General features: G+C 61.9%; 14 protein-coding genes. 6 read left to right on the top strand and 8 right to left on the bottom strand.

Features of this window, described 5'->3' with window-relative positions; translation table 11 throughout:
- Nucleotides 1-1,306 precede the first annotated feature (1,306 nt).
- The 6 genes from AB7G19_RS22855 to AB7G19_RS22830 all read right to left on the bottom strand — a co-directional run bounded on the left by AB7G19_RS22855 (nt 1,307) and on the right by AB7G19_RS22830 (nt 5,873).
- The gene (locus tag AB7G19_RS22855) at nt 1,307-1,627 is read right to left on the bottom strand and encodes a hypothetical protein (protein ID WP_441253848.1); all 321 of its coding nucleotides are present in this window, start codon (nt 1,625-1,627) and stop codon (nt 1,307-1,309) included.
- A 1,322-nt stretch (nt 1,628-2,949) separates the two neighbouring features.
- Complete coding sequence (locus AB7G19_RS22850; RefSeq protein WP_441254542.1) at nt 2,950-3,150, bottom strand: ribbon-helix-helix domain-containing protein; 201 nt, start codon at nt 3,148-3,150, stop codon at nt 2,950-2,952.
- Between the two features lie 125 nt (nt 3,151-3,275).
- Nucleotides 3,276-3,500, bottom strand: coding sequence for a hypothetical protein (locus tag AB7G19_RS22845; protein ID WP_441253846.1), 225 nt, complete (start codon nt 3,498-3,500; stop codon nt 3,276-3,278).
- Between the two features lie 31 nt (nt 3,501-3,531).
- Nucleotides 3,532-3,792, bottom strand: a complete 261-nt coding sequence (locus AB7G19_RS22840) for a hypothetical protein (RefSeq protein WP_441253844.1) — start codon at nt 3,790-3,792, stop codon at nt 3,532-3,534.
- Nucleotides 3,793-4,018: 226 nt separating this feature from the next.
- On the bottom strand, nt 4,019-5,284 hold the full coding sequence (locus tag AB7G19_RS22835) for a tyrosine-type recombinase/integrase (RefSeq protein WP_441253842.1): 1,266 nt from the start codon (nt 5,282-5,284) through the stop codon (nt 4,019-4,021).
- A 367-nt stretch (nt 5,285-5,651) separates the two neighbouring features.
- Nucleotides 5,652-5,873: an RNA-binding protein gene (locus AB7G19_RS22830; protein ID WP_166096495.1), complete on the bottom strand. Its 222-nt coding sequence runs from the start codon at nt 5,871-5,873 to the stop codon at nt 5,652-5,654.
- A gap of 957 nt (nt 5,874-6,830) precedes the next feature.
- Here AB7G19_RS22830 and AB7G19_RS22825 point away from each other — a divergent pair.
- Entirely contained in the window at nt 6,831-7,022 is a 192-nt protein-coding gene (locus AB7G19_RS22825; protein WP_166096496.1) for a hypothetical protein, read from the top strand.
- A 65-nt stretch (nt 7,023-7,087) separates the two neighbouring features.
- Here the strand turns inward: AB7G19_RS22825 and AB7G19_RS22820 are convergent, their stop codons facing one another.
- On the bottom strand, nt 7,088-8,269 hold the full coding sequence (locus AB7G19_RS22820) for an OpgC domain-containing protein (RefSeq protein ID WP_063983449.1): 1,182 nt from the start codon (nt 8,267-8,269) through the stop codon (nt 7,088-7,090).
- Between the two features lie 258 nt (nt 8,270-8,527).
- Between AB7G19_RS22820 and AB7G19_RS22815 the strand changes: the two genes are divergently transcribed.
- The 3 genes from AB7G19_RS22815 to AB7G19_RS22805 all read left to right on the top strand — a co-directional run bounded on the left by AB7G19_RS22815 (nt 8,528) and on the right by AB7G19_RS22805 (nt 10,161).
- Nucleotides 8,528-8,833, top strand: a complete 306-nt coding sequence (locus AB7G19_RS22815; protein ID WP_014495449.1) for an ETC complex I subunit — start codon at nt 8,528-8,530, stop codon at nt 8,831-8,833.
- Between the two features lie 309 nt (nt 8,834-9,142).
- Nucleotides 9,143-9,634, top strand: coding sequence for an Lrp/AsnC family transcriptional regulator (locus tag AB7G19_RS22810; protein ID WP_135213563.1), 492 nt, complete (start codon nt 9,143-9,145; stop codon nt 9,632-9,634).
- Nucleotides 9,635-9,873: 239 nt separating this feature from the next.
- Nucleotides 9,874-10,161: a DUF3551 domain-containing protein gene (locus AB7G19_RS22805; protein WP_063983447.1), complete on the top strand. Its 288-nt coding sequence runs from the start codon at nt 9,874-9,876 to the stop codon at nt 10,159-10,161.
- A gap of 91 nt (nt 10,162-10,252) precedes the next feature.
- Here the strand turns inward: AB7G19_RS22805 and AB7G19_RS22800 are convergent, their stop codons facing one another.
- Complete coding sequence (locus tag AB7G19_RS22800) at nt 10,253-11,281, bottom strand: AraC family transcriptional regulator (protein ID WP_166096498.1); 1,029 nt, start codon at nt 11,279-11,281, stop codon at nt 10,253-10,255.
- Nucleotides 11,282-11,428: 147 nt separating this feature from the next.
- On the opposite strand from AB7G19_RS22800, the gene AB7G19_RS22795 reads away from it, so the two are divergent.
- Both AB7G19_RS22795 and AB7G19_RS22790 read left to right on the top strand, forming a co-directional pair.
- On the top strand, nt 11,429-12,556 hold the full coding sequence (locus AB7G19_RS22795) for an isovaleryl-CoA dehydrogenase (protein ID WP_283018864.1): 1,128 nt from the start codon (nt 11,429-11,431) through the stop codon (nt 12,554-12,556).
- A 24-nt stretch (nt 12,557-12,580) separates the two neighbouring features.
- Nucleotides 12,581-14,185 carry a carboxyl transferase domain-containing protein gene (locus AB7G19_RS22790; protein WP_166096500.1) on the top strand — a complete coding sequence of 535 codons (1,605 nt, stop codon included), beginning with the start codon at nt 12,581-12,583 and terminating at the stop codon, nt 14,183-14,185.
- Nucleotides 14,186-14,189 lie beyond the last annotated feature (4 nt).

Genomic DNA, 14,189 nt, shown 5'->3' with positions numbered 1-14,189 from the left:
AAAATACGGGCGCGCAGACAAGTAGCGAGGAGTCCGCTTTAGTCCTCCCACTTGCTCCTTGGGGGCGGCACGAACTCAAATCTGGAGCTTGGCCGATTGGTTGGCTCAACCCGCCGTATTGTCCAGCGAGATGTGCTGCCAACCATAAGAGAACGCGACCACCACAGGCCAAAACCGGGCGCCCATCAACTCGCTGATCTTCGGCAAGCCCTGCTTGTCTACCAGGACTTTAGCGATTCGCTTCCAGTCCGGTGAGCCACGCATTCCGCCACGAGATTAGAATCTATATCCCAGCGCCATGTTCACGGATGGAGCCGCTGTTGGGAATCGAGTGTCCTGTAAGTTCGGCCTCTGCTCTTAGGAAAAGGTTATGGAAGTTGCGCTCAATGCTGGCACCTATAGAGACTAAGGGCGCGTAGCCGTTGATAAGAGTCACTGTCGTAGTCGGTCCATTGCCTTGTGACGCACACGAGTTGGCCAAGTAGTCGATGCCACCCGTTGAGTTCGGCCTCTGAACAATAGTCGGCCTGTAGCAGTAGACCGACCTGGAATCGTCGGCGGTAGAGATCGATTCTGATTTCTCGATACCAGCACCGGCCCGTCCGTAAAACAACCAGTCACTGGCTGTGAAACCAACCCTAAACGAAGCATCGATGGCGTAGGGCCTTCGGTAACTTGCGCTATATCGATGAGCAGAGAACAAAGTTACCGCGTCGGTGGAAATGCCACCACCAAGCCCGCACCCCCAGCACGAGCCGATTAAGACGGGCAACGGCGTTGAAATTGGAGATGATTCCACCGAATCCTCCACCTTCGCGAAACTATAGCGGCCTCGCAACTCGGCCCCAATCAACAGATGGCCTTCGACGACATTGTAGCCTGCGAAACCACCAACCGACGCCCCTTGTACAACTCCGCCGGGTGCGTATGGCGTCGCGCCGACAACGCTTTGGCGGCCGGTCCCCATGGCTGGGATGTCATACCCGCCCGAAAGACCAACGTAACTCCCCGCGAACGGGGAGGGTCGGGAAGGCGTTAGAGGCGGAGTGGGCTTTATCACCGCGGATGGCGGACCGAGGCTGGCAATCGGCTTAATCCGCTCGATACGCGCGGCCGCGTCATAACACGCAAGTCGGTCCTTTCTGAAATGTCCGCGCGCGCCGGCAGCCCCCACATTGCCACCACCGCGGCAATTATCAAAAGACGCATAATGAAAATTCCCTCACAACCCCGCCGCCACCATAGGGCGAGCAAAGCTGAGGGGGCAACTAGTCTTTGGTTTGGCGTTGGGGGCGCGAAATATGCCTCAGACTGGCTTCTGCCCTCTCGGTGGCGGGACAATTTGAATCCGGGACGGTGGGGCGTATTCAGGAATGCTGCCGCTCATTGGAACGCACTGCCATCCATAAAAGAACGCGACCACCGCAGGCCAAAAGCGACCGCCCATCAACTCTTTGATCTTCGGCAACCCCTCTTTGTCCTCCAGGACCTTGGCGATGCGCTTCCAATCTTTGGCCCGGTCACCCAGCACCGCGCGCGAGATCTGAGCCTCAGTGGGGTAGAGGGGCATGTCGTGGGTCGGCTCGCGCGATCTTCGGGTCTTATTTTCGTGCTCAGCAGTCGTCATTTATACTTCTTGATCCGGTGCTCTTGCATAACGCGCGCGGCTCGCACGCGCACTCGCTGCATCATGTCTTCCTTCGCTTTGGCCGCGGCAAGCTCCGATTCAAGCCGTTCGTAGATCGGAAGATAAACCTCGCCACCCAGTGGCGCTCGCGCCATCTCAAAGGCAACCGGTCGAGGCACCATTCCAGCGTGGCGACGGTGATTGGGTCACCGTCTTTCCATGGCGGGCTGCTCTTCGCGGATCGTTTGGCCATTGTGATGTGCCTCCCGCGCTTATCGTGGAGCGCAGGGAGTGGGGGCGTCAACGCTGCGCCAATCTCACGACGACCCACCCGCGTTTGCCGCACAAAAGAAACGGGAGGCCGAAGCCTCCCGCCTGCTCAGATGAAGCAATGAATGATTGCGGCGATTGCCCAAAGGCAACCAGCAACATTCACGTTCACGCGAACGTCGACTCGGTGTGTTGGCTTTTTCACAGCCAGCCCTCCGGGTCGGGCGCGCCTCGACCCTTGAAGGTTGAGGAGTTGGCCGCCATCGGAACGGAAAAAAACCGCCGTTCATGTGCTCGCATCGGCCTGCCGTCCGCGTTACGTACCGCTTCTAGCAGTCCCACGTCTCTTCTGGGTGCCTAGACATCGCGTCCAGGCGGGTGGTCGACACGGGATCACCCCACATCGACGCCCCCAGCGTGGGGCGACAGTTATCGCCTCCGGGTCGCGGACTTGAGAAGTGTCCGGTCCGGATTCGGCCGCCGCTGATACCAAGCTATAGGAGCCGGGTGGGATGCGAAAGTGCAGGTTGCGAGATCAACCTTGGGAAAAATACGGGTAACGCCCTAACGTGCAACGTCTAGCCGTAAAAACCCACGATAAAACGTATGGCAAAGAACGCCCCAGCGGCGACGGTCACTGTCGCGCCGATCGCAAGCATCACTCTCAAGCTCTCGTCCATGGTACCTCGCATGCAGAACGGCCCCCGCGGGGGCAACGCGGAGGCCGCTGTTGAGGCGCCTCAGGCCGGGGAAACCTGAAGCAAGAGAGAAATCTCTCGCCCGCAGGATGGTTCCTGTGCCTTTGACGGCGAAATGCGAGTCAGCCTTCGGCGTTAGGGTATCTTGATGCGCAAGGCAGCGAGGCCCGCCGGCGTGATCCGGTACGTCCCTGCCGTGCTCCCACGTTCGATCCAGCCCTTTGGCAGCATGTTTACGATGGTGCGCTGGCCGGTGGGCTCAAGAGCTCTCAGTGTCAGCTCGCGACCTGCCCGCAGTTTCTGCAATGCATCTCGCTCTGAGCTGGTCGGCAGATGGCTGGCGCGGGCTGGCATCTATTTCTTGGCCTTCAGTCCGATCTCAACTAGCCGACGAATAGCCTCGCTGCGGGAAACCTCGTGCTCGGCGGCCCATGCATCGATCTGGGATGTGAGTTCAGTCGGCAGGCGAATCGCGCTGACCGGGTCTCGCCCGGTAGCAGGACGGCCAGCACCGGGTCTCGCGCCTCCGTGTGTTTTTGGTATTGCCTTTTTCATAAGGTGTAATACCAAATTCAAGCTTGCCAAGCAAGCGGCCCGGCCGCGACCTCAGTCGAGTCGACGCGGTCGAGGCCCGCTACAGCAATGGGGCGGGCTTCTTTTTGGGGGCGGGGCGAATATTCTCACGTCAGCTTGTAAACATCCTCGGGCCCCAGGTTAAGCAAACAACCGCTGCTGCTCAGCTGTCGTGCGATATTCAAAACTTCCGCCGCCCAGCCTTCAGGCACGGCTGCGAGTATCAAGGTCAGCGCCTGACTTGGCTTGGCCAGCGCAATCCAAATGTGGGTTTTCGCGTCGTCGCCAGTCAATTGAACGACGGTGAAGGAGTTGCCGAACGACTCTGCCATTTCGTTCAATGCGGCACTAGCGCTCGGGTTTCTAATCCGAGGCGACTCGATCTCGCTTTGCCGGTCTTCCTACCTGCATATTATCCAGCGCGGTCGGCGGCTGCAGACCGGGAGAGGTCAACCATTCATTGATGTGCGAGGCCGTTTCGGCCTGGCGAGCGCGCTTGAGGTAGAGCTCCCGCTGGGTGCCGGGCGGCAACTGTGCTGCGGCTTCCTTGAAGCGCGCAGCTTCCTCGGCCAATCTCTCTTCAAATGTCTTAGTATGTTTGGTTCGGTTGCGACGCTTGACCATGACGCTGTGCTTTCCGTAGTTGGAGAAGGCGGGAGCGCGGTGACAGCGTTCTCATACCGATAGTTACCTGGAGCCTTGCGGTAGTGGGACCTACACTAATCCCTTACAATTTGGTTTCTATAACCTGCGTTAACTTACTGATATATATTGAGAACTACTCAAGTGTGGCAAACTACTCATTTTACTGGGAACACAACATTACCGACGTCCCACGCGCCCCGGCTTTCTACTTCCCCCCATTCATGGCCTCGGCGATCTTGCCCGCGATTAGATCCGCAGCCCGCTTCGCGGGATTGACCGCAATGTGTGCATAGCGTTGCGTGGTGCTCGCCTGCGTGTGGCCCAACAGACGCCCGATGATTGGCAGACCAAGATCGGATCCCGCTCCGACGCTGGCGAAGCTATGACGCAGGTCGTGGATCCGCACGTCCTCGATGCCAGCCCGCTTCCGTACGGCATCCCATGGGCGCTTCAGGTCCGCGCGGGGTTTCTCGTGCTTCGTGCCCGCCGATTCACCGGCGATCACATAGGCGCCGACGCGGGGCAGGGCATCCAGTATCGCGACGGCTGGCGCTGATAGCACGACCGTTTTCTGGCCGGTCTTCGAGTCAGGCAGGAACAGGAGGCCGCGGCCTGCGTCGTATTCCTTCCAGCGAAGATCGAGGATCTCGCGCAACCGGCAGCCAGTGAACAAAAGCAAGCGCAACGCTGCTGCGGCATGCCGATCGATATTCGTCAGGCGGTTCTCAGGCTTAGGGGCGTGCTTGGTTTTCTTCGACGGATCAGGCTCCCACGGAATGCCGACTGTTTCAGCCTCGCGAAGAGCATCACCAAGGCGCTGCAGTTCTTGTTCGGTGAGGTAGCGCTGCCGCTGCGTTTCGGCGAATGGCGTGATGCCGGCGGCAGGATTCTCAGTACGCTTGGGCAGGATCTCCTCACTGAGGCCGAACTCGTAGATTGTTCCGATCAGCGACACGACGCGGTTTGCTGCGACATCGTGTCCGGCTTCTTTGATCCTGAGGTGGACGCGGTTCACGTCTGAGCGCGTGAGAGCCGTGGCTTTCTTTTTGCCCAAGGCCGGACGAATATGATTTTTTATGTATCCGCTATTCAGACGGATCGTGCCCGCCTTGCATTTTGGTTTGAGGTGGTCCCTTACGAAACTATCGATCAACTCGTCTACGGTTTCTGCCTTCCTCGCAGCGCCTCGCTCGGCGGCCGGGTCGGCGCCCAGCTTGACCTTGGCCAGCAGTTTCTCAGCGGCGTCGCGCGCCTTCTCGGGCGAGAGCGTGGCCGGTGTACCAATTACCATTCTCTTCTTGGCAACGCGCCTGCCGCCCTCGCCAGGGCGATACTCCACTATCCAAGACCGTGCGCCGGTGGGCGTGACCTTGACGCCGAACCCGGTCAGTTCTGAATCGTAGAAGATCGTTGGTTTTGTCACGGCAGGAAGGCCGCTAACGGCCCGTCGCCCCAACTTCAGTATTGGCATCGCTTCCCCCAAATAGTCGCCACCGAGTAGCCACCGGATTAGGTATTGAGCGGAAAGGGAAGGAAAGCAATGGAAAAGGGATGCTGAAAATACAATAGCATTTTCAAGTGATTATACGCCGTACGGAAGTGATCGGCACACTTTGGAACCCGACGGAAAATAACCTGCTAAGTTTTGGGTACTGCAGGTCGTTGGTTCGAATCCAGCTGCCCCGACCAGTCCCGAGGTTGAAGCTCCTTCAATTCTCTCGATATTGCGCCGCGCTCATCCCGTTTCGCTGCCGACCGTCAGGTCAGCGGGGCGATCTCCGCGAAATTACGTCCGATGCAACTTTTGCGTGCGTCGGCGTGCCGGCGGCGTTTCGATTTCAGAACCACAGCCAATCGACCAGGCGCCAGGCGATCCAGGCGAGGGCGCAGATCCAGCCCAGCATTGCGATCCCGGCGACGCCAAGCCCGCACAGCGCGAACAGCGAACTTTCAGTCTCCGGTGTGCCCGAGAGTTTCTCGGTCGTATCGATTTGACTCACTGCATCCCCTTGGCTTGCGGCCTGCTGTTCGTTGGTCTCTGCTCGCTCGTGAAAATTCACCGGCCGCGCTCCAGCTCACACGGTCGTGAGGCGAGATGACCGTCCGTACATCGCGCGGGCATGGATCGCAGCCACGCAGCTTCCCCGGACAGACGGGAAGAACCTGCAACTCATGGCGCGGTGATTGGTTGCGACTGCAAAGGCGGGAACTGCACGGCCGCCGCGACAGACCGACAACGCGCAGGGCATCTCAGCCGGCGCGATTGCGGGGGATGGGCAGGCGGGCCTATGGCGACCGGAAGCGCGCGCGAACCTTGCTTGAAGCCTTGCCTGAAGCCTTGGCGCTTGTTCTTCACCCAACGCGACTTCTGCGCGATTTTTCAAGGCATTGCGCCGGCCGGCCCGACGCAGAATTCGCAAAATTGCTTCGAACCTTTGGCTGTCGCCATAGACATATGAGCATTGGGGATTTCAGCGCCCAATGCCTAAACGGACGCCGCCAAGCGATGATATTCCGCTTGAGCGGCGTCGCGCTATTCCGGGGATCAGTTCGTCGCGTACCAGCCGAGCGGAAACGGCAGGAACGGCCACGCCAGATGATTGTCGTTGGCCGCCTTCGGCGGTTCAGAGACAGATGTCTTGACTGCCTTGACACGCGGCGCAGGCGGCACCGAGCACACCGCCAGGCGCAAACGTCCACATTGCATATTCATTGTGGTGCCCCAGTCAGCAAGTCATTTGAAAAATGAAAATCAGTTCGCAATTGCCACGCGTCCGAAACGGCGCGCTCATTCTCAAATTGTGCACGCATCATAGAAAGATCGGCGCCGGCTTTCAACGGGTCTTGGCGGGTACCCACGAGGGGTAAGGTTGACCGGTTAGGTTAAGGCCGAGTGGTTGTTGCGGCCGCATTCCTGGCTGATATCAGGTCGGCAAGGCTCGCGATGGGCTGCCTGCAATCGGTGGTCACACAGGTCACAGTTCGTCGCGGCGCTCATATCTTGTGAGTTTTGCGTCATGTCTTTCGATCGCAACGTCCGAACCGTCCATCCGCAGTCGAGCTGGACCGAGATCTGGCACCTCTGGACCGTGATCGTGCCGCGCCGCTCGATCAACGGGCAGATCGTCTATGGAAAGGTCTGGCGCCGCCACGACGGCCGCGACTGGATCTACAAGAAGTTCACCGAGTACGACAGCGAAGCGGCCTGAGCCGGCTCCGCTGCCGCTACTAGAAGCTAGCACCCCGTTCCGATTTCATCGGAACGGAAATGGCTCTAGGCGGCCTTTGCGGGCGAGGCGGCGGCCGCAGGTTTGGGCGGCGGCGGCTTCAACGGCTTGTCCTGCTTTTTCGACCAGGAAATGTAATAGGCCACCGTCGTCATGATCGCGATGCCGGCGATGCTGACGAAGATCTGCGCGAACAGCGAGCCCGAGCTCATCGACAGCTCGAAATGGCCGACGAAGGACAGGAACACGCCGACGCAGAACACGGCGAGCGACTGCTGGCCGCAGACGATCAAGGGATCGAACACCTTCCACTCCAGACCAGGCCAGTCCTTCGGCACGAAGCGGATCACCAGGATCACGATCACGACGAAATGGAGGAAGCGGTAGGGCGCGAGATTGGTCTTGTCGTTGGGGTTGAAGGCCGAGAACAGCCATCCCGGGAACATGCCGCCGAGGGTGGGGAAGCGGCCGGCCATGGTCATGACCAGCGCGAAGGCGAGATAGCCGAGGCAAAGCCACAGCGTGATCGGCGAATTGATCACGGCTCCCGAACGCCGGGCGCCGCCCATCGCGCACCAGGCGCCGAACACGAACAGCACCTGCCAGGCATACGGGTTGAAGTACCACTGGCCGGCCGGATAGGCGGTCAGGTTCAGGCCGTAATGGCGGGCGGCGAGCCACAGCACGATGGACAGCGCCATCGTCAGGTCGGGCTTGCGCAGCATGAACCACAGCACCGGCGGAAACAGCCCCATCAGCACGATGTAGAGCGGCAGCACGTCGAGATTGAGCGGCTTGAAGCGCAGGAACAGGCCCTGGCGCAGCGTCTCGGTGGCGTTGTCGACGAGGCCGGCGACGTTGAACTCGTTGATCATGTCAGAGTCGCCGAAGCGCAGCGCCAGATAGCTGATCGAGGCGATGTAGATCACGAACAGGATGATGTGGGCGACGTAGAGCTGCCAGACCCGCTTGGTCAGCCTCGTGGCGCCGACGATGAAGCCGCGCTCGAGCATCATTCGCGCATAGACGAAGGAAGCGGTGTAGCCGGAGATGAAGACGAACAGGTCGGCGGCGTCGGAAAAGCCGTAGTTGCGGGTGGTGATCCAGTTCACCACGTTGTCGGGGATATGGTCGAGGAAGATCGCCCAGTTCGCGATGCCGCGAAACAGGTCGAGCCTGAGGTCACGGCCCTTTTCGGGAAGCGTGGCGTTGATGTTCAGGAAGGCCATGCGACGGAAGCTTTCGGAGGGGGCGGATACGCTGGTGTCGGCGAGACAGGGCCGCCGGGCGGGATCCCGGCGCGGAAGGCGGGTACGCAATTGTCACGGTGCAGCATAATGACTATACCCGTCGGCAACGCACCCCCGGGGGACCGGAATCACCGATCAGTTCCCAAAAGGTGTCTCTATACTATGCCCGCGGTTTCCACCAACTGCTACCGTGACGCATCGAAATCGAACGAAAAGACCAAGAGGCCCGGACCACCCATGACCGCACGCATTTTCAAGCCCGCCAAGAACGCGATGCAATCCGGCCGGTCCAAGACCAAGGAATGGCAGCTGGATTACGAGCCGGAGCAGCCGCGTTCGGTCGAGCCGCTGATGGGATGGACCTCGTCCGGCGACATGAAGCAGCAGATCACGCTGCGCTTCCACAGCAAGGAAGAGGCGGTCGCCTATTGTGAGCGCAAGGGTATCGCCTACCAGGTGATCGAGCCGCAGGATTCGATCCGCCGCCCGGTCGCCTATGCCGACAATTTCTCGTTCCGGCGCGGCGAGCCCTGGACGCATTGAGGGGCGGCTCGCTGCTACGACTTCATACGACGTGATTTACGCGTCAGGCCCGGGCCTTGTCCCGCCTGCGCGGCCGAAGCCGCTTCGGCGAGGCGAAGGCCCGGACATCGACGTCTTTGGGGCCGAGTGAAAGAGCGCGGATGGCCGCGACAAGCCCTGGCATGACGGCGGGGTACCCCGCCCGCAGACATGACGTCGCGTCCGATGACCCCGATAGACGGACAGCTATTGCGCCGCGCTGCCGCCACTTGGCAGCGATTCCGCCGCGTGCTTCGCTGACGTCATGATGGGATCATGGCGAGGTGGGGGATGGCCGGGCGTGACCAGCTCGACGGCGTCGATCTGAAGATCTTATCCGAGCTGCAGCAGGACGGTCGGGTGCGCAACAACGAGCTGGCACTGCGGGTCGGCGTGTCCGCGCCCAATTGCCTGCGGCGGCTGAAACTGCTGTTCAGCCGCGGCGTGATCCGGGCGGTCCGCGCCGTCATCGACGAGCGGCTGCTCGGCTATGAGGTGGTTTCGTTCGTCTCGATCCAGCTCGTGAGCCAGGCCCAGCCGGTGCTGGAGGCGTTCGAGAGCTCGATTGCCGCGATCCCGCGCATCCAGCAGTGCTGGCGGATTTCAGGCGACACCGACTACCTGCTGAAATGCGTCGCGCCGAACGTCGAGAGCATGCGCCAGCAGCTGCTGCATTTCGCCGCGATGCCTGATGTGAAGAACGTCCGCAGCTTTCCGGTGCTGGGCGTCGCGAAGGATGTGCCGCTGCCGTTACAGGATGTAGTGGCGGCACCCGTCGGATAGGCGTTCAAGTCTCTCTACTGAAATTCCGAAGTCGGGGGCGCTTGCGCGCGGTGCGGTCGATTCGGATAGTTATAATCGCTTAGTAACTCACCTAACTGTGACATGTGATTTAGGCAGGACTGCAATGCGCGCAACCGTGATTGTCGGCATCTTTGCGCTGCCTAGATGCAGGGTGTGAACCTCGGTCTGCGTCGCACGCCGGGGATGCTTTTGTGGGACCCTAAGCAGGAAAAGACATCATGACATCGACTTCGAAGACGATCGCAGCCTCTGCTGCGACGCTGTTTGCGTCTGCGTTTTTTGTTCTGTCGGCGCCGGCTGCGAAGGCCGACGATTATTGCATCACCAACGGCGCCCAGGCCGCTCACGGCTGCGGCTATCCGACGATGGAAGCCTGCCGTCAGGCGGCCGGTGGCATCGGCGGCACGTGCTCGCAGGCCGGCGGCGCCAAGACTAGCAACGATGCGCTCGCCTTCCAGCCGAAGCAGACGAAGCAGCCCAAGGCTCGCCAGGGCGCGCAGAACTAACGCCTGAGATCGCGACCTGATCCGAGAGATTGCGTCCTCCGAGAGTGATCTCGGAGGACGTCAATTTATGACAAGCAGGTGACGCCGCGCCTCAGCGATAGCGCTCGCGAAACTCGCGCGGGGAGGCGCCGGTCCAGGTGCGGAAGGCGCGCGAAAAACTCTTCTCGTTGCGGAAGCCGGCGATCTCCGCGATCCGCTTGATGGGCGCCCGGCCGCGCATCAGCTCCTGCTTGGCGAGCTCGAACTTTGCCTCTTCCTTGAGATCGCGTAGCGAGGTCGCTTCCTCGCGCAAGCGCCGATGCATGGTGCGGGTGGAGAGCGCCAGCTCGCTTGCGACATCCTCGGCGCCGAGAATGCGTCCGCGTGCATTGCGCAGCACGCGGCGGACGCGCTCGACCAGCAGCCGGTCGCGCCGGTAGGGCAGCACGGTGAGCCGCAGCGCGCCCTTGAGCATGCTGTCGAGATCGGCGGGGCTGCGGGTCAGCGGCAGAGAGAGATAATGTTTGTCGAAGACGATGCGGGCGCCGTCCGCATCAAAGCTCAAATGCCTGCAGAAGATCGTCGGATAGACCGAGACGTGGCCCGGCTCGGAATAGGGAAACTCGGCCGCACGCAGCGCGATCGCGGAATCGACGGCCCAGCAGGAAAAGCCGAGGACATAGCGGAGCAGGGTGACCAGGCAGAATTCACGCAACGGGCCAAGGTCGCGCTGCTCGCGAATGGAGATGGTCGCGGTCTCATCACCAAGCGAGAGCTTGAACAGCACGTCCTCGGTCAGTAGGCGATGATGCCGGCACCAGCGTTTTAGCGCGACTTCGAGATTGGGGGCCGTGATCGAGGCGCGGCACAGCATGCCATAGGTTCCCCAAGGCAGCCGGCGCGAGAACCAGCCGAGCGCCTCGTCGTCGAGCTCGCGCATGGCGTGGCCGGCCAGCGCCTCGAACTGGGCCGCCGTCACCCGTCCGTCCCGGGATCGAACAAGGTCCTCGGCGACCTGCCCCTTGCCTAGCGCTTCCGCTGGATCCCGTCCGTAAACGGCATAAGCGGCAACCACGCCGCGGACGAAGGCGGCTGGGGTCATGGCGCGGCGGGGCGTCGCGGTCGCGGCTTGAAAGGGCATGAAAAATCCTCGCCAAACTTGGCGGAAAATGCAACCTTTTCGACCGCTGGGACGCCCGGGCGGGGGTAGGTTCGGACCCGACAAGAATACGGAGGAATCGCCTTGAACATCCCGAGCATCGATTTCGATCTGGGCGAAGACATCAGCATGCTGCGCGACACGCTGCGCGCCTTCGTGGAGGCGGAGATCGCCCCGCGCGCAGCCGAGATCGAGAAGGCCAATCTGTTCCCGGCCGACCTCTGGAAGCGCTTTGGCGACCTCGGCCTGCTCGGCATGACCGCGCCGGAGCAATATGGCGGCTCCAGCATGGGCTATCTCGCCCATATCGTCGCCATGGAGGAGATTTCGCGGGGCTCGGCCGCCGTCGGGCTGTCCTACGGCGCCCATTCCAACCTCTGCGTCAACCAGATCCGCCGCAACGGCAACGACGCTCAGCGCGCGCGCTATCTGCCAAAACTGATCTCCGGCGAATATGTCGGCGCGCTCGCGATGTCCGAGCCCGGCGCGGGCTCCGACGTCGTTTCGATGAAGCTGCGCGCCGACAAGCGCGGCGACCGCTACGTGCTCAACGGCTCGAAGATGTGGATCACCAATGGCGGCGACGCCGACGTGCTGGTCGTCTATGCCAAGACCGATCCGGAGGCGGGCCCGCGCGGCATGACCGCCTTCCTGATCGAAAAGGGCTTCAAGGGTTTCACCCACGGCCAGCATCTCGACAAGCTCGGCATGCGCGGCTCCAACACCTATCCGCTGTTCTTCGACGAGTGCGAGGTGCCCGAGGAGAACGTGCTCGGCAAGATCGGCGAGGGCGTCAAGGTGCTGATGTCCGGCCTCGATTACGAGCGCACGGTGCTGTCGGGCGGCCCGCTCGGCATCATGGCGGCCTGCATGGACGCCGTGGTGCCCTACATGCATGAGCGCAAGCAGTTCGGCCAGCCGATCGGCGACTTCCAGCTGATGCAGGGCAAGCTCGCCGACATGTATGCGACCTGGCAGTCGGCGCGCGCCTATGTCTATGCGGTCGGGCGCGCCTGCGACCGGGCCGACCACGCCCGCACGCTGCGCAAGGATGCAGCCGCCGCGATCCTCTATTCCGCGGAGAAGGCGACGTGGATGGCGGGCGAGGCGATCCAGGCGCTGGGCGGCGTCGGTTATACCTCCGAATTTCCGGTCGGACGTCTCTGGCGCGACGCAAAACTCTACGAGATCGGCGCCGGCACCTCGGAGGTGCGTCGCATGCTGATCGGCCGCGAGCTGATGTCAGAGACGGCCTGAAACCTTCACCTCATTGGAATCAACATGCCGCTCCATTCCAGCATCGATACGTCTTCATCAGACTTTGCGCGCAATTCCGAGGCCATGCGCGGGCTTGTCGCGGACTTGCGTGAAAAACTGAGCCAGGTCGCCGGCGGCGGCGGCGAGGTCTCGCGCAACCGTCACACCTCGCGCGGCAAGATGCTGGCGCGCGAGCGCGTCGACCTGCTGGTCGATCCCGGCACCTCGTTCATGGAGCTGTCGCCGCTGGCGGCGTACGGCCTCTATGGCGGTGACGTGCATTCGGCGAGCGTCATCACCGGCGTCGGGCGCATCTCGGGCCGCGAATGCGTGATCGTCGCCAACGACGCCACCATCAAGGGCGGCACTTACTATCCGATGACGGTGAAGAAGCATCTGCGCGCGCAGGACGTGGCGCGGCAGAACAATCTTCCCTGCGTCTACATGGTCGATTCCGGCGGCGCCTTCCTGCCGCTTCAGGACGAAATCTTTCCGGACGAGCGCCATTTCGGCCGCATCTTCTACAACCAGGCCCAGATGTCGTCGCAGGGCATCCCGCAGATCGCGATCGTGATGGGCTCCTGCACCGCCGGCGGCGCCTATGTCCCCGCGATGTCGGACGAGAGCATCATCGTCCGCAACCAGGGCACCATCTTTCTCGGCGGCCCGCCGCTGGTGAAGGCCGCGACCGGCGAGGTGGTGAGTGCCGAGGAGCTCGGCGGCGCCGACGTGCATTCGCGGCAATCGGGGGTGACCGACCACTACGCCCAGAACGACGCCCATGCGATCGGCATCGCCCGGCGCATCGTCAGCACGCTGAAGCCGTCGGTGCGGCCGAACCTCAACATGCACAAGCCGCGCGATCCGCTGTTTGCGGCGGAAGAGATCTACGGCGTGGTGCCCGTCGACGGCCGAAAGCCGTTTGACGTGCGCGATATCATCGCCCGCATCGTCGACGGCTCGGAGTTCGACGAGTTCAAAAAACTCTACGGCACGACGCTGGTGTGCGGCTTCGCCCATGTCTGGGGCCATCCGGTCGGCATCATCGCCAACAACGGCATTCTCTTCAGCGAGAGCTCGCTGAAGGGGGCGCATTTCATCGAGTTGTGCTGCCAGCGCGGCATTCCCCTGGTGTTCCTGCAGAACATCACGGGCTTCATGGTCGGCAAGAAGTACGAGGCCGGCGGCATCGCGCGTGACGGAGCCAAGCTCGTCACGGCGGTGGCGACCGCCTCGGTGCCAAAATTCACCGTCGTGATCGGCGGCTCCTACGGCGCCGGCAATTACGGCATGTGCGGCCGCGCCTATTCGCCGCGCTTCCTCTGGATGTGGCCGAACGCGCGCATCTCGGTGATGGGCGGCGAGCAAGCCTCGATGGTGCTGAGCCAGGTCCGGCGCGACAACATCGAGGCCAAGGGCGATAGCTGGTCGAAGGAAGAGGAAGACAAGTTCCGCGAGCCTATCCGCGCGCAATATGAGAGCCAGGGACATCCGTATTACGCGACCGCCCGCCTGTGGGACGACGGCGTGATCGACCCGGCCGACACGCGCCTCGTGCTCGGCCTCGGCCTTTCCGCGGCGTCGAATGCGCCGATCGAGCCTACCAAATTCGGCCTGTTCAGGATGTGATGCG

The organism is Bradyrhizobium sp. 215_C5_N1_1 (genome assembly GCF_052075935.1).
Lineage (GTDB): Bacteria > Pseudomonadota > Alphaproteobacteria > Rhizobiales > Xanthobacteraceae > Bradyrhizobium > Bradyrhizobium barranii.
Note: the sequence above shows the minus strand (reverse complement) of the source record. Positions and strands in the feature narration are given on the sequence as shown.